Below are 17,861 nucleotides of genomic sequence, written 5' to 3' on the forward strand. Positions count from 1 at the left end.
GTTAGGCGTCACCTTTCGTGTACAGCGACGTTGATTGTTGCTGTCCTTGTGTGGGTAGGTTTTTTGCGATCGCCGCATACACGTCATCTACTGCACGGTTCCCCACAGCAGCTTCGGCGATCTGCGGGTTGTGGTCAAAGTTGTGGGCGTTGTCTTTTATCGCGTCGTCGTGCGCCCTGATGGTGACGCGTTGCGCTCCGATCGGATTTTCTGCCGTATCAAGGCTAGGTATCCAGTCTTTTTCGTTTTCTACGTGAACGGTAGGGATTTTAGGGTTTGTTGGAAATCCTGCAACCGGTGAAGATGCTGTTATGACCCCGGCATAGTTGAATTTGTTTTTGTACGCAGCAGAATTGGTTAGTTGCATCGCCACTATGCCACCTTGGCTATATCCCATAAGTGTGACTGGTGCTTCGGCGGGGATTCCTTGACGTTCCATTGCTGCTACGACCATGTCCGCCAGAGTGGAAGTTTCACCATACATACTGTTGCCATTTGACGAACTATCTGCAGGGTTATCAACGCCACCGAATGATGTTGCTGCTACGGTTCCGTGAATTTGTACGACATACACGGTCTCACCGGCAGCATTTTGGGTTTCGGTAATAGCGATGGCTTCTTTTGACGTGTTTCGGACTTCTTTAAACGCCTCCAACACTTTTGGTACAGACTCTAACGCTGGTAGTTCAGCTTTTACCTGCTTTAAGTCTTGAGGTTCTACGGAGTAGGTTCTGTCTTTAATGAGGTTGAACAAGGCTCCAGCTGTTTTGCTGATCTCTAAAACTTCTTTGCCTCGCACCTTTTTCTCATATCCGGCGTTTGCGAGCGTCATCCATTTTATTGGGATAAAAAAGTTCACCGAGTTTTTAAGGTTCACGACATGTTGCACAGCGCGTTCACGACCAGTCATTCCATTGAATGGGTTAAGTGGCGCAAACGCTGGCGGCCAATTGTCGGAGTCCTTGAAAAAATTAGTAATTTTTCCTTGCACTGATACGTACTCTTTAGCAGCTTTGAATGCCACATCGCTGATGTCGTAAATGTTTTCTCTTGCGGTAAAGGCACGCTCAGCAAGAGTTAAGCAACCCCTGTGCAGTTCCCAAAATGCTGCTTCGTCTTCTATCTGTGGAAAAGCAGGACGCACAATGCAGTGTTCTAGGTCTCGTTGTGCACGTGCTGCTTCCTCAATTTTGAGTTGTTCCCACAGTTCTTCGAGGCGTTGCGCGGCTTCTTTCATACAGTTTCCGGCCTGTAGCAGCGGCTCCATTGTTGCGTTCAGGATCTGCGAACTTGCAGCTAAAGCATCGATGTCAGCAGCAACGGACGTACTGCCACCTAAAACCGTAATGTTTTCATGAGTGAAGGGGTGCGTCGGGGCTAAACAGGAAGGTGGGCCATCAGGCGAGAAATCCTGTGACGTAGTGCTCGCATGTCCTGACTTAAGTACGCCACTTCCTTCTGACATTGAAGTGCCCTCTCCTTATAAAGGTCTGCATTTGCTGAAATCCAGCTGTCGGATTCCTGCACTGCACGGCCAGTATCGGATACAACTTCAGATGCAAAATCTTCCGCAGACACGATCATCGTGTACACGTAATGCGGATCTGTTGTCCCCATGTTCGCCTCCTTGTGGTGCAGTAACACCATAAGGAAACAGCACTGGCTACTGTCGCGTTTTCAATACGTAAAAACAGCGCCTTTTAATGTGGAAAAGCTGCGTTCGCTGAGGATGCGGAAAACTAAGTTGCGTGGAAACACGCCAATATTTAAAGCACGAATAAGGTGATAGTGACCAGCAGAATACTGACTGCCAGCTCCCCTAGCCCCACTTGTTTCGGTGTGGCCGATGTGCGTGGCACTATCCATGCGCGCACAGTAAGTAGTGCGAAAAATACAGTGAGGGCAACCGCGCCGATAAAGGTTGTCGCATGCTGCCATTGTGCGATCCCGTAATACAGCGTTAGTGGGATGGTCGTCGCTACAGCGTGATAGAGCAACGAGGCGATTAGGTATGAACGTGATCCGCGCTCACGAATGATTGTTTTCACGTAGAAAACCGTGCCGAAAAAATAGAGGAAAACGATGCCAGTTAGCACCCATACCGCCGCCCAAGAGGGCGCTGAATCGAGTGTATCTGCTGTTAAAACGCGTGCATGGTAGGCAACGGGAAGCATAAGGCACGCTGCGGCAACTGTCACCGCATCGTTCAACAATGAGCGATCTTTGCGCCTGTGCGAGCACCACAGCGAAACGGACATGAGGGGTAAGAACGCGCCAGCCCATACGACCAGATGTGGACACAAGATTATTGTGAGTGCAGCGGTGGGCAGCATCGCAAGAACATAGGCGCGCATGGGGGCAACATATTTGGCTTTACGACGAGATTTGAGCCAAAGCCCCGCCGCAAAGAAAGCAAAGTATCCAATAAACCAGGTCACAGTGAGCGGAAGGTGTACCCAAGCGAACCCACCTAACGTGATGCCCAACAGTAACGGCACTGTTAACATCGCCCATGCGCCGTGCTGGTCAGGCACCCAACCGGGTGCACGCTTGCGACGTTTTGTCGTTTTCGGTTTCGCTACTGAAGTAACCACACCCCCATACTGACATACTTTAACCATTCGTCAGAATAATGGTTGGGGCTCTCCTGCACAGCGTTCACGCTTACCCGTCACCCTGTTGGACGGCATACACACCCATCACCTCAAACATGGAACAATAAGGGCATGGCCAACTCAACTTCACGCGTAAGCTTTGCCTCGATTTCCCCCGCAATCGCACTTGGTCCGCTTGATGGCCGGTACCGCGGTGCCGTCGCCCCACTCGTCGACCACCTATCCGAAGCCGCCCTCAACCGTGAGCGCATCCACGTTGAAGTTGAGTGGGTTATCGCGCTCACCGACGGTCAGGTAGTACCGGGCGCCCCAACATTAAGCGACGCAGAAAAAGCGTACCTACGAAAAATCGTGACCGATTTCGGCGGCGAAGGCATCGCTGAACACGCAGACATTGAGCGCACCACCGTGCACGACGTAAAAGCAGTCGAGTACTACATTAAGCGCCGCCTCGACGCCGCACCTTCCGTCCTTGGCGAAGACACCGTACTGCCAGCAGTCTCAGAACTCGTGCACTTCTGCTGCACCTCTGAAGACATCAACAACCTGTCGTACGCGCTCATGGTCAAAGGAGCCGTGGAACACGTCTGGCTTCCAGCAGCGACGGCACTCGTCGAACAAATTAAAGGCATGGCACGCGAACACAAAGCCGTCCCCATGCTGTCACGCACGCACGGACAACCCGCAACACCATCAACACTAGGTAAAGAACTCGCTGTTTTAGCTCACCGCCTTGACCGCCAACTCCGCCGCATTGCAGCATCCGAATACTTAGGCAAACTAAACGGCGCTACCGGAACATACGGAGCTCACGTAGCAGCCGTCCCAGGCGCTAACTGGCCTACAGTTTCCAAGTCATTTGTTGAAGGTTTAGGCCTCACCTGGAACCCACTCACAACCCAAATTGAGTCACACGACTGGCAGGCAGAAGTGTATGCGGACATCGCCCGTTTCAACCGCATACTGCACAACCTCGCAACAGACGTGTGGACATACATTTCGCTTGGCTTTTTCAAGCAAATCCCAGTCCCAGGCGCGACCGGCTCGTCAACGATGCCACACAAAGTCAACCCTATCCGCTTCGAAAACGCTGAAGCGAACCTTGAAGTATCAAACGCACTGCTCGATGTTCTTGCGTCCACTCTTGTCGAGTCCCGCATGCAACGCGACCTCACCGACTCGTCGGGACAACGCAACATTGGTACCGCCTTCGGCCACTCACTGCTCGCCATAGACAATGTGCGCAAGGGCTTGGACCGTCTCGCTGTTGACGAGGTCGTTCTTTTAGCGGACCTCGACGCCAACTGGGAAGTCCTTGGAGAACCCATCCAGTCAGCTATGCGTGCCGCCGGTGTTGCAGGTGTACCTGGCATGGAAAACCCATACGAGCGTTTGAAAGACCTCACTCGCGGGCACCGTATCGGCTCCGCAGACATGATCGAATTTGTGCGCGGGCTTGGCTTGCCAGCTGACGTGACGGAACGTTTAGCTGCACTCACCCCAGCAACATACGTTGGTCTAGCTGAACAGCTTGTAGACGACTACCTCGTCTAACCTACACACTCACGCATGACCTACACGTGTGGGGGTGCCGCCAAAGCGCGGCACCCCCACATGCATACACTGATGAGTATCTACACGAAAGTTTCCTAATGAAGAAAAACATAATAGTTGCAGCCCTCGCAGCAATAACATTGGTCGCGTTTTTCCTCATCAAAGGCGACGCCACTGTCGAAAACATTATTTTCGCTGGAGCATTTGGGGCGCTGCTGTTCCTCGCTCAAACGTTTTTATACGGCAAAGAACAACAAAAATAGCGGGCGTTCACTATCGCTGTCTGCGCAAGAACCGCACTCTAGTGTTCTGTCACTGAGTAAATAATGTCTTCACACCTAAAAACCGCGTAGCAACTTTGCTCCTACAGTTTTTACAGGGCCGCCGTACTTACACAACCGGACCGCGATAACCACGCCGATAATAATCAGCAATCCACCGATAACGAAAGCACCCGGAGTGTAAATACCGAGGATCCCCGCCATACCTAAAATGCCTACATTGTTGCGATATATCTCAGCTGACTGACGATTTTCTGCTTCCACTGCTTTATGTATGAGCGGTCGCACCGTGTAGTAGTACACGGCAGCTAACACAATGTGGCATATCACGACGCTCCACCATGGCGTTCCTTGGGTCCGAGATATTAACGCCAATCCACCTAAGAAAAACGCAATACTCTCCGCTGCATGCCTCATCCCTTAATGCCTTGACTGCCTAAGATCAGGCAGGCGTGGAATCTGTATGCTTTTGGTTGCTGCGCTGCTTGCGGGCAACAAGAAATTCCATAGTGAGCCCTACAAACAAGCCAATAATTGCGCCGACACTAAACGCGGATGAGCTGCCGTCAGGCCCAAATAACCGCAAACACAGCAACAGCGCAGCAACACCTGCACACACGATGAGCCCTAAAGCTGTTCCCTTGAATATTTTCACGAGGAACATAATGACGACTAACAGAACGCCGAGAACACTGAACAGCATTAAAAACCCCCTAAACATGCTTTTTACGTAAAAATTAGGCTACAGGGTTAAATGCATATAGGTCATCTCATTCCTTTGAAGGGATGAGGTCGAGTGTGTGCGCTAGGGTGAGGAACATTCCGTGTGACCACAGGAGCGGTGTGGCTACGGTGCCCCACTTGTTGATCCATTCGGTTTCGTGTTCAGGGTGCCACATGTGTGTGTTGACTTGCTCGGGCATGTCTCCGTTGTCGAGTGCTTGGTGTGCCACCCAGGCAAGATATTCGGCGGCTTCTTCGACTTGTCCGGCTGCTGCTTTGTTCCATCCGACGAGGCAGCTGAGGAGTAGCCATTGGCCACCTCCGTAAAAGACATCTGCACGGAAGCGGTGCACTCCGTGGTAGACGGATAGGTCGCGTTCTACTGCGTTGAGGGTGTTGTGGGCGATTTCTGTGTGTGGTTCGTATACACCGAATGGGGTGATGCATGCGGCTAGTGAGGCGTCGACAGTGTCTGCGCCAATCCATTTTGCGAGGTGGGTGGCTTCTGCGTCTTGGGCTCGTCCAGAGGTGAATGCTTTAGCAGAAATGTATTCGTGTACTGCTCGTGCAAGGTCTCGTGCTTTGGTGGTGCGTTGTGGGTCGAGTAGGTTTCCTTGTGCTACTGCGGTGAACCCTGCATAGAGTGCCCCTAGTGTTGAGGTGTGTACGCATTCGGAGTGCTCTTCCCACCAGTCGTAGCAGTTCATGTCCCAGAATTCGGCGGCGAAGTCGAATGCTACGGCCATGCCTGGCTGCCATGGTGTCACGTCAATGTTGTGGCGTGTTGCGTGTTGGCCGATCTGCCACAACCACATGCCGTATCCGTCAGTTTGGAAGTCCCACCATGGGTCTGAGCCGTCTTTACCTTCAAAGGTGAAGCGTGTAGGCAGCATGTCGTTGAGTGGGATGTTGTTTCCTGCGCGGTGCCGTGCAGTGAGTTCGTCTACTTGTGTGCGGCGTGCTTCTAGTGTTGTGTGCACCCACGTGTGGAAGCTATTTACTGATGCGATGTCACCGTATCGGGACATGCCTTCAGCGATGAATGAGCCGTCGCGTAGCCACGAGTATCCCTTGTATGCGGAGAAGGTTGGGCTTGCAGGGTAGGCACCGTTTGATTGTTGAAAAGTCGTGATGACGTGTGCACTGTGTTGGATCAGAAAGTCGAGTCGCTCATCTGAGATACCTCGTGCACGAAGTACGTGTCGTGCGTTGGCGTTCGAAGACATGTTTGCCCTTACTTGTGGTGTTGGGTGGGGGTGGGGCGCGGTGTGTGTCATGGGGTGACTCCTGCCAGTGTGGCACCGGTGTTGAGTCGTTCGCGCACTAGTTTTCCTTGTCCTCCTGAGGTGTTTCGGGAGTCGAAGGGTGCTGCTAGGACGAGGGCTGCTGCGCCGAGTGCCCATTTGTCGTCGTCCCATGGTTCGACGACGTAGGGCAGGTTTGTTCTGGTTGCCCATTGTCCTGAGCGGAAGCCGCGTTCAAATCCGGGTTGCCAGTGTTCCCATGCGTCGATTCCTTCGCCGAGTAGGACGACGATTTCTGGGTCGATGGTGTGGACTACTCCGGCGATTGCGCGCCCTAGGGTGTATCCGGCTTTTTTGTAGATGTCTTGGGCTGTGGTGTTTCCTCGTGAGGCTTGGTCGAGGAGGTCTGTGATGTTTTGTTCTGGGGTGATGATGCCTGCTTGGCGGGCTTGCTGTTCGAATGCTTTTTGTCCGACGAGTGCTTCGAGGCAGCCGTAGGCACCGCAGTCGCAGAGTGGTCCGTCGATTGCTGTTGGGAGGTGTCCGATTTCTCCGGCTCCGCCTGCAGCTCCGCGATGGAGGGCGCCGTCGACGATCATTCCGCAGCCGATTCCTCGTCCGATTGTTACGGTGAGGAAGGAGTTGTAGCGTTGTCCGGTTCCGTAGAGGCGTTCGGCTACGGCTAGTGCGTTTACGTCATTTTCGACGAGGACTGGTACGCCGAAGGTGTTGCGTAGGGTGGGGCCGAGTTTGGCTTCTTTCCAGCCGAGTGTTGGGGCGTTGACGATTCCGGATTCTTGGGAGTTGACGTTTCCGGCTATGCCGATGCCGATGCCGAGGAGTTTTCCGGTGAACTGGCTGAGTTGTGTTTTTAGTAGCGTGCAGAGTTCTTCGATTGCGTTGTCTGCGGTTGCGTCGTAGGGGTGGTGTGCGGCGGATGTGATTTCTCCGTCGATTGCGACGGTAACGATTTCGACGTGTTGTGCTGCTACTTTGACGCCGATGGCGCCGCCTGCGTCTTGGGCGAGTCCGATGAGCCTGGCGGGGCGTCCACCTGCGGAGGGGACGGAGGCTTGTTCTTCGATGATTCCTTTGGCGAGGAATTCTTTGGTTACTTGGGTGATTGTTGCGGGGCTGACGTCGAGGATGCGTGCGATGTCGGCACGTGAGAGTGCCCCTCGTTGCCCGAGGAGGGCAAGGACAGCGGAGGGAACGAGGTCACCGTGTGAGGAGAGTGCTGTTCGGGGCATGTTCGTAAACACCTTTGTTCAGTACTAAATTTAGTACTAAATTAACTGGGTGTATTCGAACTGTCAACTGTTCCCTCTGACTACAGCATCAACTCATCGCCCATGCCCCTAACAGTCAGCAATCATCTCCACCTAGAAGATGGCACACTCCCCTATCTGAGCTTCACCTGCTCAAGTTCCCAATATTCGATGTCAAACGACTGCTGTTCTGTCACCGACTGGTAGCCACCTAGCAAAGACGCAGCTTCAATAATGCGCATGGTGTGACGGTAAATATCAGCGGCAATCGATGCTTCTTTTTCTGTACGGCCAATACCAACAAGTCCCGTTCCCGCGATTAACGCAACCCGCGGAAGAACATCCAACATCGTTAAATGCACGTCATACCGTGCAGAATTACGGTCAAAATAGTCAAGATATTGATGTGCAAACGCCGGCACATTCACGCCAATCATTGGCCAACGCTTCGTACGAATAACATGCTCTAGGCTCGCGCCCCCGCGCTGCGTCACCTCGGCAAGGTCCGCGCGCGCTAAAAACTCATCCACCCGAGCGCTTGACCGGACATCGTAGTAAATGTCCCCGTCATGAAATTCACGCAATTGATCGCTTAACGCCACCATCCCTGAAGCGTCATGCAGCGTGCGAGTTTCGCTATCGTCGTCTGCAAAAGCAACGCCAGTGCGCTCAAAAATGTATGACTGGGCGCGGTCAACCAAACATTCATGCAAAGCCCGAGCCTCATCTGCATCATCGGCATACGTGAAAAGCCCATGATGGTCCTGCACAATAGCCAACGGCTGAGATGAACGTGCCGCAAACGCTTCCCTAATCGTTTGCGCCAGTTCAAACCCCGGCATGGAATACGGCAAGCGCAGCACTTCTACCCCCAGTGCTAACGCAACATGATCAGCCCCCAACGCGTTCGTTAACGTAACAATCGCATCCGCGTGAGAGTGCAACACAAACCTGTGGGGCAAAAAATTATGCAATAACGCTTCGATGGAAGGGGCCGGGCCAGGCTCTAAACGAGCAGCCCGATACCCCTCCACCAACTCTGTGTCACTCATATGGTCACGTTCCAGCATGATCGCTAAAGCATGACGTGACAGTGGAGCTAAACCTTCAGGAGTGAGCGCCGCAAGATCAAAACCTGAGGCTTTTACGTATAAAACGTCCTCGGTTTTGACTGAGGTGTTCCCACCGCCGTGCAACGTCATGAACGGGTTTGAACCGATTGTGCGCGAAACTTCGGCGCATTCCTCAAGCAGGCCGTACACGGCAGGTGGGTAGCTCATGTGATCTCCTAAAAGTGATTAGTCTTCAAGTCCGCCGGAAAGTTCACGGTACAGTTCGTGAGCTTCAGTTGCGGAAAGGCCCTCGTGCACAACACCGTTTACGGCGTGGATCATCGCAGTTGGGTTACCACGCTGGAAGATGTTACGTCCCATGTCAACACCAGCAGCACCCTGGCTGATCGCGTTGTGCGCCATAGTGAGCGCCTCAAGGACTGGAAGCTTCTTTCCACCAGCCATGATCACAGGAACAGGGCAACCTGAGGTAACTTCCTCGAAGCCTTCCTCACAGTAGTAGGTCTTGACCATCTGTGCGCCAAGCTCAGCAATGATACGAGTAGCCAAACCGAGATAGCGTGAGTCACGAGTCAGTTCACGACCAACTGCGGTAACACCCAACACTGGGATACCCAAACGCAAGCCATCGTCAACAAGTTTTGTCATGTTCTCAATGGACTGAGTTTCGTGCTCGCCACCAACAAAGACCTGCGCTGCAACAGCAGCAGCATCGATACGTGCAGCGTCCTCCATCGACATAGCAATGCGTTCGTTAGAAAGGTCCTTCAAAATTGAAGGCCCACCAGTTGCACGCACCACAAGTGGAGTGCCCGAACCTGCTGGAATGACGGAACGAATCATTCCACGAGTAGCCATAAGCGCATCTGCATGCTTGGCAAGTGGAACGATGTTGAGGTCTACACGCTCCAACCCAGAAGTTGGACCTTGGAAGTAGCCGTGGTCAAAAGCGAGCATGACAGTTTTGCCGTCTTCACGGAAAATGCGACCAAGGCGGTGGCGCATACCGTAATCGAGCTGTCCTGCACCTTTCACATGGAATCCGGGAGTCTCTTGAGCCTTACCGATTCCGTAATCTTTAGCGTTGATGTTTCCTTCGAGATCAGCCATTGATCTGCCTTTCTTCACGGGGCAACACACTGTTTGTGGGTGTGCGAAGCCCAGCGTGCGTATTCCGCTGAACACGCACGCGGATTATTGGGGTGGTATGCCTACGGCAGTATTAGTTGTTTTCTAATGTTTCGATGCGTCCCGGAGCCAGCTCTGGGAGTGGTTCGCCTGGCGTCCAAGGAACTGGAACACCATCGTTCGGGTCATACGGCGCCTTAATGAACAGCGCCCGGAACACGGAATCAGAGTTGTTCACAAAATAGTGCTGCTCCCCTGGCTCCATCTGGTACACGTCACCAACAGTGCAGGTGTACGAGGTGCGACCGTCAACCCATAAGGTTGCCTCGCCCTCAAGCACAACGAAAGTTTCTTCAATGTGCGCGTGATAGTGGTTGGTTGCGTCGTCCCCTGGGAACAACTGGCATACGCCAAGGTCTGTGCGTGGGCCACGAATGGAATAGCCTGGCCCGTACGTTCCAAACCGGTATTCAATATCACCGAGATGTTTTTTAATCATGATGTGTCCTTTCAGGCACCGGGAGCGCGCCATAGCGGGGCGACGATTCCGGCATGTGCGAGTTCAAGCTGTGGCGCGTACGCGGTACGCCAGCGGTCTTTAACTTCTTGATATTCGTGATGTGCATTCAAGTCTGGTTGCACAGTGTGGCTCCACTGCACCCATTGCGCTGCAAGATGAGCAGGCGTTACACCGCCAAGGAAAGCTGATGCGGCACACGCTGCTGTGCCTTGAGCTGTAGCTTCCGTAACCGCAGGTATACGCAGTTCACGGCCTAAAACGTCAGCGGTAATCTGCGACCACACTGGTGAATTAGCTGCGCCTCCAGCAAACGTCACCGGAATGTCAGGGTTAACGTCAGCAAACGTGGACACCAAAGCAAGGTTGGCGTCCGAAACAATTGCCGCGTTCTCCAACAAAGACCGGAACATTGCCGCCCGTAACCGCGGACCACCGTCAAGGTTGAGGTTCAAGAACGACGGAGAAGCATGAGTCCACCGGTCATAATTCATGACGTCAGAAAAGATTGGAATAACCCCATCTGAACCGATACCAACCGTGCCAGCAGCTTCCGACAACACATCCAGCGGGTTACGACCCTGCTCATGCGCTTGACGAACCTCTTCCGCAGCAAACGTATCGCGGAACCACCGCACCGCAGTGCCCGGGTGGAACGCAATCGCTTCTGCCTGCCACAAGCCAGGAACTGCCGCCATATTGACGCGAATCTTCATGTTTGGGTCTGCCTTCGGCACTCCCAAGTTCACGTTCAACTGCCAAAATGTGCCAGCGGTAAGAAGCACCTCCCCAGCATTTACCAAGCCCAAACCTAGCGCAGCTAACTGTGCGTCACCGCCACCAACAACAACGAGAGTGGCAGTAGAAAGACCTGTCTCCTCAGCTACATCGGCACGCACTGTGCCAAGAGCAGTACCCGGTTCACACACCGGCGGAATCAAATCGTCGCGAACCCCTGTGCGTTGTGCAAGATGCACATCCACGTCACGGGTTTCCAGCGACAACATGCCCGACGTCGACCCGTTCGACGGCTCCATTGCCCGAACACCACTCAGGCGATACAACACCCATTCGCTGAGCATAAGAATCGTTGCGGCACGAGCATAAATTTCAGGTTTGTGCTCCTTCAACCACAACAAGCGTGGCTGTGCGGCAAGCGCCGGAGTCTGCCCCGAACGCTCGTACACGTCCTGCACTACACCTTCTTGAGCGAAAAGTTCCTCCACTTGCCGCGTAGCACGCGAATCAACGTTTGCACACGCCCAAATTTCGTTTCCTTGCTCGTCAAGAACAACAAAGCCCTCACGCATTGCGCTTGCTGAGACTGCTTTAATGTCTGTTCCGTTGAGCCCTGAAGTTGTGAGGGCTTCTTGAATGCACTCCACCATGAGTGCATAGTTTGTTTCTGTCGTGAATCCCATGGAACCTGGGACGCCTGGTTCAGGCAGATGTTCCCAAGACCGTTGGGCAATGTTTACGAGCTGACCGTCAAGAGTGAAGATGACGGCTCTAATTGAGCCGGTGCCGGCATCAATCGCCATAACGTGACTCATGGTTAGTCCTCTTCTAAAAGTGTTCGGGCAATGTCTTCGGTCGTGACAAGCACGTCTAGGTAGCCGCCGTTAAGAGCTCCACGAATAGCAGCTATTTTGTTTTCTCCGGCTGCCACCCCGATGACATTGGGGATTGCTCGAAGTTCATCGAGGGTGATACCAATTCGTCGTTTGTGGATTGGTAAATCAACGACTTCGCCTGCTTCGTTGTAGTAGACGCCGAGGAGGTCGCCCACCGCCCCAGATGCACGTCCGAGGTCTAGTTCTTCTGGGGTTGTGTATCCCAACTGTGCAATGGTTGGTGCGCCAGAAAGCCCACCAATACCCACGATCGCGTGATCGGCTTGTCGTGCTAAAGCAAGGACCCGTTGCACTTCAGCTTCTTCGTGTAAGGCTTGGGCAAGTTCTTCGCTTGAGGCCACGATCGGAGTGGGCAAGATGTGGTCTGCTGCAGTATCGGTGGCAACGTTACGTACTCGTCGGAGGGTAGAAAGGTATGCCCCTACCCCACCGGTCAGAGAAACCGTCGATACTTTTGCAGTGCTGTCGCTTGATACGGCACGCATGGTTTGTTGCACTGTGTCGCCCCAACCCATGCCAAGTGTTTCCCCTGCTTTAAGGTGCGATTGCAAGTATTGTGCAGCTCCGCGTCCGAGTCGTTCATTGATTCGGTTTTGCTCCGTTGAGTCAACTTCTAAGGTTGGTGGAACGAGAGCTTCGCGTAGCCCATATTTATCTTTAAGTTGTCGTCCCAGTTGAAAAGCTGGGTAGTGATCTGAGTTGATGGTGAAGGTGACGATGCCTGCTTTACGGCAACGTTCGAGAAGACGGCCAGCAGAGGCCCGCGAGATGTGCATACGCTTTGCGATGTCGTCTTGCGTGAGTTGATCAACGTAGTAGTACCAAGCGACTCGCAGTAGCTGCTCTTCGCTCACCCAGTCCCGTGTCTCACTCGTTACCGACTGATCCATGTTTCCCTACCTTCGTCTGTTGCGGGTGCGGGCCGAAGCCCGCACCCGATGGTCTGCTAGAAGTCGTAGTCGCCGATGTTGTCAGCGGTGAAGACTACACGTTCTGGCATGAGCACGATTCCGTTGCCGTCAGCCTCATAGTCGTATCCCTGTACCGAGTTTGGTGATACCTCGACGGTGCCGAAGCCTTCTACATCGAACTTGTCACCAGCGTTGAGGGTTTTGCCGTCAAGAAGTTGCTTGGTTACAGCGATGGAGAGTTCACCTTGCTTGGTTACGTCCCAGAGTGCGAAACGCTTGATGGTGCCTGACTCGATGTATGGGCGCATAACGTTTGGTGTTGAGAATCCAACGACGGTTACGTCGGTGCGTCCAAGGTTTTCAAGTGCTTGTGCGGTACCTGGTAGAGCGTTTGCGTCTGGGCAGAAGATCGCTTTAAGGTCAGGGTTTGCGTTCAGGAGTGCTTCTGCCTGCTGTACTGCGAGTTCTGTTTGGTTCTCGGAGAATATAGTGTCAACGACTTCCCACTTAGTGTCCTTGCCGATGATGGACTTGGCTACTTCTGCCCACTGGTTTTGGTCGGTCACTGTTGGGCTTGAGTAGTGGAAGGCAACCTTGGCTGTTTCGTCCTTGGAAATGTCTTCTGTACCCATGTCTACGAGGAGCTGACCGAGCTGTTCAGCTGTTCCTTGTGAGATGTAGTAGGAGCGGCATTCTGGGTTGGTGTCTGAGTCCCAGGTGAGGACTTTAACGCCTTCGTCCATTGCTTTCTTCAACGATTGGCATAGACCGTCTGGGGATACGGAGGAAACAACGATTGCACCGACACCTTGTTGCACTTGGGTGTTGATGAGTTCTACTTGTTTCGCTACGGACCCTTCTGGTGAGCCTACATATTCGACGTCGAGGTCGTATTTTTTACCGGCTTCGACGGCGCCTTTTCCACCGGATTCGAAGAATCCAACACCTGTGAGTTTTGGAATAAAGGCTACTTTGCTGCTGTCAGCGCCGGTGTCGGCGTTGGAGCATGCTGCGGTGAGCGCGAGGACGGTTGCTGCCGCAAAGATTTTCGAAGCGATCTTCATTGATTCTTCTCCTGTTGTGTTGTGTGTTCGTTGAGCTGATGAACACGTGTGGGGTTGCGCTGCGCGTGCAGTGCGGGGGTCCTGCGTGTGCAGGTGTTGCCTCAGGGGGATGAGGCGTTGTGCCACGTCGGTGTGGCGGCGGGTAAAGCGTTGTTGTGGTTAGCCGGCGGGGGTGGGTTCCGGTGTGGGTTGACTCGTTGGTGTGCGGGTGTCTCCCAGGTTCTTTTTGACTCGCTGGTTTTTGACGCGGTCTGCGATGTGGTGTGTCCACCACCTCAGGCTTGCGACGATGACGAGTGCGGTTCCTGTTGCTACGGATACTTCTGATTCGCTGAGGCCGGTGAAGCGTAGGCCTTGTTGGAGGTATCCGATAACGAATGTTGCGATGACCACGCCGACGATTGTTCCTTCACCGCCGTACATGGACACTCCACCGATAACGACGAGGGTCAGTACTGGTAGGAGTACTTGTGCACCGATGTCTGCTCGGGCGGAGGCTACATAGCTGGTCATGAGCACTCCGGTGATTCCTGATCCGAGTGCGGTTAGTGAGTACGCGAGGATGGTTACTTTTTTGATGGGGAATCCTGCGTAGACTGCCGCTTTCGGGTTGGCGCCGAGGAGTCGTGCTTGGCGTCCGAAGGTGGTGCCGTGCAGGATGAATGCGAATGCTCCTGCGACGAGCGCGAAGACGATGAGCATGTTCGGGATTCCGGCGATGTCTCCGTTTGCTATGTTCACAAACTCGTCTGGCATTCCTGAGATTCCTTCGAATGCTGACACGTTTGCGAGGCCAGATATACCGATCGCTAGTCCAGCAAACAGGAATTGCGTTCCTAGGGTGATAACCATCGGGTTGGCGTTGGTGATCAGGATCAGCGCGGCGTTGGTGACTCCTGCGGCGAGTGCGGCGAGGATACCGATAATGACTGCTAGCCAGATGTTCATGCCGTTGGAGAAGCACACTCCGGTGACGATCGCGGTGAGTGAGACGATCGATCCGATGGAGATGTCGATTCCTCCGGTCATCATGACGATGGCTAGTGGTAGCGCGATGATACCGAGGTAGACGAAGTCTGAGGAGGAAGTCAGGAGTCGCTCAAAGTTGAGGAATCGTGGGTTGAGCATTCCAAAGATCAGGATTTGGGTGATCAGGACGACGACGAGCGCGCCTTCCCACCGCATCAGGTATTTGTTGAGGTGTTTCATGAGACTGCCCCTCCAGTGGTGATGGTTTCTGGTGTGGCGGCGTGGTTATTCGATGCCGTGGGCGGTGGTGCTGTGCGTTGGTAGCGCGCTTGGAGGCGTTTGCGTTCCATGCGTTTTCCGACTTGTGAGTCGGCGAATAGTGCAAGGAGCAGGATTGCACCGATGACCATGTCTGACCAGAAGCCTGGGACTCCGAGGAAGGACAGGGAGCTGGTTGCTGTGGTGATGAAGAGTGCACCGAATGATGCGCCAAGGATTGTTCCGACGCCTCCGGTGAGTGCAACACCGCCGATGACTGCTGCTGCGATTGCGCGCATTTCGATTCCGGCACCGGCTTGGTTGGAGATGGAACCGATTTGCGCGAGGAAGACGAGTGCTGCCATCGAGGCGAACATTCCTGAGGTTGCGAACGCTACGACGGTCATCGTTTTTGTGGGGACACCGATGAGGTGCGCTCCGGTAATGTTGTCACCTGTTGCGTAGATGGTGCGGCCTGTTTTTGTCTTGGACAGGATGAGGCCGAGCACGATCAGAATGCCGAGTGTGAGCCACACGAAGAGTGGTAACCCGAGGAGGGAGGTTGTTCCCATTTTTTTGAATTCGCTGGGAATGTTTTCTACGGAGTGTCCACCGGTGATCATGAAGGAAATTCCGCGGTATGCGCCCAGTGTTCCTAGTGTCATGACGATGGACGGGACTCGTCCTATGGTGACGCCTAGTCCGTTGATTGCTCCGAGGATTCCTCCGAATAGGAGGGTCAGTGGGATGACGATGAACATACTGACACCGGATTTGAGCATGAGTGCTGCGACGATTCCGGTGAGCGCCATGGTTGAGCCGACTGATACGTCGATGTTCTTGGTGATGATGACGACTGCTACACCTGCGGTGAGCAGGGCGAGGATGACCGTTGAGTTGAGCACTCGGGCAAGGTTGGAGAATTGCACGAAGTTTGGTTGTGCGATTCCGACAACGATGATGAACCCGATGGCGAGTGCGATTGTGATCATCTCTCGCGATTTGAGGAGGTTCTTGATGTTCATGCTGTTTTCTTGCTTTCGTTCGCACCGAATGCTGCGTCACGGATGTTGCCGAAGTTGATGTCGTCTCCGGAGAATTCTTCTGCGATGTGTCCGTCTCGCATCACGAGGACGCGGGTGGAGAGCAGTTCGATTTCTTCGAATTCTGAGGAGATGAGGAGGACCGCTAGTCCGCGTTCTGCGAGGCCTTCGACGAGTCGGTAGAGGTCTGCGCGTGCTGCTACGTCAATTCCTCGTGATGGTTCGTCGAGGATGATGACTTGTGGGTTTGCTGCGAGTGCTTTGGCTAGCGATACTTTTTGTTGGTTTCCGCCGGAGAGGTTGCCTACGTGTCGTTGCAGGCTGCCTTGTTGGAGGGAAAGATCTGCCGCGAATTCTTCTGCTGTTGCTTTGTCGGCTTTGTGGTCGAGGATGCCGAGGCGGGAGATTCGTTCGAGAATGCCTGAGGTGGTGTTGTCGACGATTGTTCCGAGGAGGAACACTCCGTGTTCGTGCCGGTCTTCTGGCACGTAGCTGAGTCCTTTGCGGAGGGAGTTTTGTGGCGTGCGTTTTGCGTAGTCTGCACCGTTGAGGGTGACGGTTCCTAGGCCTTTTCGCACACCGTAAATGGATTCTGCGAGTTCGGTTCGTCCCGCTCCAATGACGCCGGCGATTCCGAGTACTTCGCCTGGGTAGAGGTCGAAGTTGATTCCAGCGAATCCGTCGCCTGTGAAGTTGCGGACGCTGAGTGCTGGTTTTTGGGTGCGGTCGGTTTCGCGTTGTTGGCGTTGGTGGATGGTTGTTGTGTTGCCTTGTTGTGGCACCATCGCGCCGACGAGTTCTGCGATTGAGGAGTTTTGTGTGTTTTTTTGTAGGACGGTGTTGCCGTCTCGTAACACTGTTACTCGGTCGCAGAGTTCGAAGATTTCTGCCATGCGGTGGGTGACGTAGAAGATTCCTACGCCGGATTGTGCGAAGGCTCGTAGGTGTGTGAAGAGGCGTTGTGCTTCTTTTGCGGTGAGTGATGATGTGGGCTCATCTACGATGAGTAGGTGTGCGCCGCGTAGTACTCCGCGAATGATTTCTACGAGTTGTTGGTCTGAGATTGACAGGTCGCTTGCGCGGGAGTCGAGGTTGATGGTGTCACAGAGGGACTTAGTGACTTCTTCGACTCGGGTGCGTGGGATTTTGAGGTCTCCCATGGCGAGTTGGATGTTTTCGTAGACACTCAAGTTGGGGAAGAGTTCCGGTTCTTGAGGGACGAGGTACACGCCATTGGAGTGTGCTGCGCGTGGTGATAGGTTGCGCACCTCGTTGCCTGCGATGACGATTTTTCCGCTGTCTGGTGTGACTACTCCGGTCACGATTTTCATGAGGGTGGATTTGCCAGCCCCGTTACCTCCGACAAGTGCGTGGATTTCGCCAGGTTGCAGGTCTATGGAGACTCCTTTGAGGACGGCAATGCCGCCGTAGGACTTCCAGATCTTTTCTAGCTTCGCCACGGGCTGTATTGTCGAATCGTTAGTTCTGCTCTGAACCACGTTTCACCTCTCAACTACACTGTTGTGAGAAACTGCTCAGCCTTTGAGCATCTGCTCACAGCGTAGTAGAGGTCACACCT

General features: G+C 53.7%; 17 protein-coding genes. 2 read left to right on the forward strand and 15 right to left on the reverse strand.

The genetic code is table 11. The annotated features are described in order from the left end of the window. Position 1: 1 nt before the first annotated feature. Positions 2–1,465 carry a hypothetical protein gene (locus ACR9EC_RS08510; protein ID WP_435298802.1) on the reverse strand — a complete coding sequence of 488 codons (1,464 nt, stop codon included), beginning with the start codon at positions 1,463–1,465 and terminating at the stop codon, positions 2–4. A gap of 301 nt (positions 1,466–1,766) precedes the next feature. Continuing rightward, the gene (locus ACR9EC_RS08515; RefSeq protein ID WP_435298803.1) at positions 1,767–2,594 is read right to left on the reverse strand and encodes a YwiC-like family protein; all 828 of its coding nucleotides are present in this window, start codon (positions 2,592–2,594) and stop codon (positions 1,767–1,769) included. A gap of 132 nt (positions 2,595–2,726) precedes the next feature. Between ACR9EC_RS08515 and purB the strand changes: the two genes are divergently transcribed. Both purB and ACR9EC_RS08525 read left to right on the forward strand, forming a co-directional pair. Next, positions 2,727–4,169 (forward strand): adenylosuccinate lyase, encoded by a 1,443-nt coding sequence (gene purB, locus ACR9EC_RS08520; RefSeq protein WP_435298804.1) that lies wholly within the window; start codon positions 2,727–2,729, stop codon positions 4,167–4,169. 98 nt (positions 4,170–4,267) lie between these two features. Continuing rightward, a complete protein-coding gene (locus ACR9EC_RS08525) occupies positions 4,268–4,432 on the forward strand; it encodes a hypothetical protein (protein ID WP_435298805.1) in 165 nt (54 codons plus the stop codon). A gap of 75 nt (positions 4,433–4,507) precedes the next feature. Here ACR9EC_RS08525 and ACR9EC_RS08530 read toward each other — a convergent pair whose 3' ends face one another. The 13 genes from ACR9EC_RS08530 to ACR9EC_RS08590 all read right to left on the reverse strand — a co-directional run bounded on the left by ACR9EC_RS08530 (position 4,508) and on the right by ACR9EC_RS08590 (position 17,742). Further along, positions 4,508–4,867, reverse strand: a complete 360-nt coding sequence (locus ACR9EC_RS08530; RefSeq protein ID WP_435298806.1) for a hypothetical protein — start codon at positions 4,865–4,867, stop codon at positions 4,508–4,510. Between the two features lie 25 nt (positions 4,868–4,892). After that, positions 4,893–5,153 (reverse strand): hypothetical protein, encoded by a 261-nt coding sequence (locus ACR9EC_RS08535; RefSeq protein ID WP_435298807.1) that lies wholly within the window; start codon positions 5,151–5,153, stop codon positions 4,893–4,895. A gap of 67 nt (positions 5,154–5,220) precedes the next feature. Then, positions 5,221–6,450: a glycoside hydrolase family 15 protein gene (locus ACR9EC_RS08540; protein WP_435298808.1), complete on the reverse strand. Its 1,230-nt coding sequence runs from the start codon at positions 6,448–6,450 to the stop codon at positions 5,221–5,223. Beyond that, complete coding sequence (locus tag ACR9EC_RS08545; protein WP_435298809.1) at positions 6,447–7,667, reverse strand: ROK family protein; 1,221 nt, start codon at positions 7,665–7,667, stop codon at positions 6,447–6,449. The genes ACR9EC_RS08540 and ACR9EC_RS08545 overlap by 4 nt, the downstream gene beginning before the upstream one ends. Positions 7,668–7,819: 152 nt before the next feature. Further along, positions 7,820–8,965, reverse strand: a complete 1,146-nt coding sequence (locus ACR9EC_RS08550; protein ID WP_435298810.1) for a class II aldolase/adducin family protein — start codon at positions 8,963–8,965, stop codon at positions 7,820–7,822. A gap of 18 nt (positions 8,966–8,983) precedes the next feature. Continuing rightward, positions 8,984–9,868, reverse strand: coding sequence for a 3-hydroxy-5-phosphonooxypentane-2,4-dione thiolase (gene lsrF / locus ACR9EC_RS08555; RefSeq protein WP_435298811.1), 885 nt, complete (start codon positions 9,866–9,868; stop codon positions 8,984–8,986). 112 nt (positions 9,869–9,980) lie between these two features. Continuing rightward, entirely contained in the window at positions 9,981–10,385 is a 405-nt protein-coding gene (locus ACR9EC_RS08560; RefSeq protein WP_435298812.1) for a cupin domain-containing protein, read from the reverse strand. A gap of 11 nt (positions 10,386–10,396) precedes the next feature. Beyond that, complete coding sequence (gene lsrK / locus ACR9EC_RS08565) at positions 10,397–11,956, reverse strand: autoinducer-2 kinase (protein WP_435298813.1); 1,560 nt, start codon at positions 11,954–11,956, stop codon at positions 10,397–10,399. Positions 11,957–11,958: 2 nt separating this feature from the next. After that, positions 11,959–12,927, reverse strand: coding sequence for a sugar-binding transcriptional regulator (locus ACR9EC_RS08570; RefSeq protein WP_435298814.1), 969 nt, complete (start codon positions 12,925–12,927; stop codon positions 11,959–11,961). A gap of 56 nt (positions 12,928–12,983) precedes the next feature. Further along, entirely contained in the window at positions 12,984–14,012 is a 1,029-nt protein-coding gene (lsrB, locus tag ACR9EC_RS08575) for an autoinducer 2 ABC transporter substrate-binding protein LsrB (protein WP_435298815.1), read from the reverse strand. Between the two features lie 159 nt (positions 14,013–14,171). Continuing rightward, the gene (locus tag ACR9EC_RS08580) at positions 14,172–15,221 is read right to left on the reverse strand and encodes an ABC transporter permease subunit (protein ID WP_435298816.1); all 1,050 of its coding nucleotides are present in this window, start codon (positions 15,219–15,221) and stop codon (positions 14,172–14,174) included. Beyond that, positions 15,218–16,264, reverse strand: coding sequence for an ABC transporter permease (locus ACR9EC_RS08585; protein ID WP_435298817.1), 1,047 nt, complete (start codon positions 16,262–16,264; stop codon positions 15,218–15,220). Before ACR9EC_RS08585 ends, ACR9EC_RS08580 begins: the two co-directional genes overlap by 4 nt. After that, positions 16,261–17,742 carry a sugar ABC transporter ATP-binding protein gene (locus ACR9EC_RS08590; protein ID WP_435298818.1) on the reverse strand — a complete coding sequence of 494 codons (1,482 nt, stop codon included), beginning with the start codon at positions 17,740–17,742 and terminating at the stop codon, positions 16,261–16,263. The genes ACR9EC_RS08585 and ACR9EC_RS08590 overlap by 4 nt, the downstream gene beginning before the upstream one ends. Between the last annotated feature and the right edge of the window lie 119 nt (positions 17,743–17,861).

Origin of the sequence: Timonella sp. A28 (assembly GCF_051200815.1) — a bacterium.
Lineage (GTDB): Bacteria > Actinomycetota > Actinomycetes > Actinomycetales > Cellulomonadaceae > Timonella.

Excerpts from the sequence above, each read along its gene's own strand:
- ACR9EC_RS08510 (WP_435298802.1), bottom strand. The coding sequence starts at position 1,465 with ATGTCAGAAGGAAGTGGCGTACTTAAGTCAGGACATGCGAGCACTACG.
- purB (WP_435298804.1), top strand. The coding sequence starts at position 2,727 with ATGGCCAACTCAACTTCACGCGTAAGCTTTGCCTCGATTTCCCCCGCA.
- ACR9EC_RS08525 (WP_435298805.1), top strand. The coding sequence starts at position 4,268 with ATGAAGAAAAACATAATAGTTGCAGCCCTCGCAGCAATAACATTGGTC.
- ACR9EC_RS08530 (WP_435298806.1), bottom strand. The coding sequence starts at position 4,867 with ATGAGGCATGCAGCGGAGAGTATTGCGTTTTTCTTAGGTGGATTGGCG.
- ACR9EC_RS08535 (WP_435298807.1), bottom strand. The coding sequence starts at position 5,153 with ATGCTGTTCAGTGTTCTCGGCGTTCTGTTAGTCGTCATTATGTTCCTC.
- ACR9EC_RS08540 (WP_435298808.1), bottom strand. The coding sequence starts at position 6,450 with ATGACACACACCGCGCCCCACCCCCACCCAACACCACAAGTAAGGGCA.
- ACR9EC_RS08545 (WP_435298809.1), bottom strand. The coding sequence starts at position 7,667 with ATGCCCCGAACAGCACTCTCCTCACACGGTGACCTCGTTCCCTCCGCT.
- ACR9EC_RS08550 (WP_435298810.1), bottom strand. The coding sequence starts at position 8,965 with ATGAGCTACCCACCTGCCGTGTACGGCCTGCTTGAGGAATGCGCCGAA.
- lsrF (WP_435298811.1), bottom strand. The coding sequence starts at position 9,868 with ATGGCTGATCTCGAAGGAAACATCAACGCTAAAGATTACGGAATCGGT.
- ACR9EC_RS08560 (WP_435298812.1), bottom strand. The coding sequence starts at position 10,385 with ATGATTAAAAAACATCTCGGTGATATTGAATACCGGTTTGGAACGTAC.
- lsrK (WP_435298813.1), bottom strand. The coding sequence starts at position 11,956 with ATGAGTCACGTTATGGCGATTGATGCCGGCACCGGCTCAATTAGAGCC.
- ACR9EC_RS08570 (WP_435298814.1), bottom strand. The coding sequence starts at position 12,927 with ATGGATCAGTCGGTAACGAGTGAGACACGGGACTGGGTGAGCGAAGAG.
- lsrB (WP_435298815.1), bottom strand. The coding sequence starts at position 14,012 with ATGAAGATCGCTTCGAAAATCTTTGCGGCAGCAACCGTCCTCGCGCTC.
- ACR9EC_RS08580 (WP_435298816.1), bottom strand. The coding sequence starts at position 15,221 with ATGAAACACCTCAACAAATACCTGATGCGGTGGGAAGGCGCGCTCGTC.
- ACR9EC_RS08585 (WP_435298817.1), bottom strand. The coding sequence starts at position 16,264 with ATGAACATCAAGAACCTCCTCAAATCGCGAGAGATGATCACAATCGCA.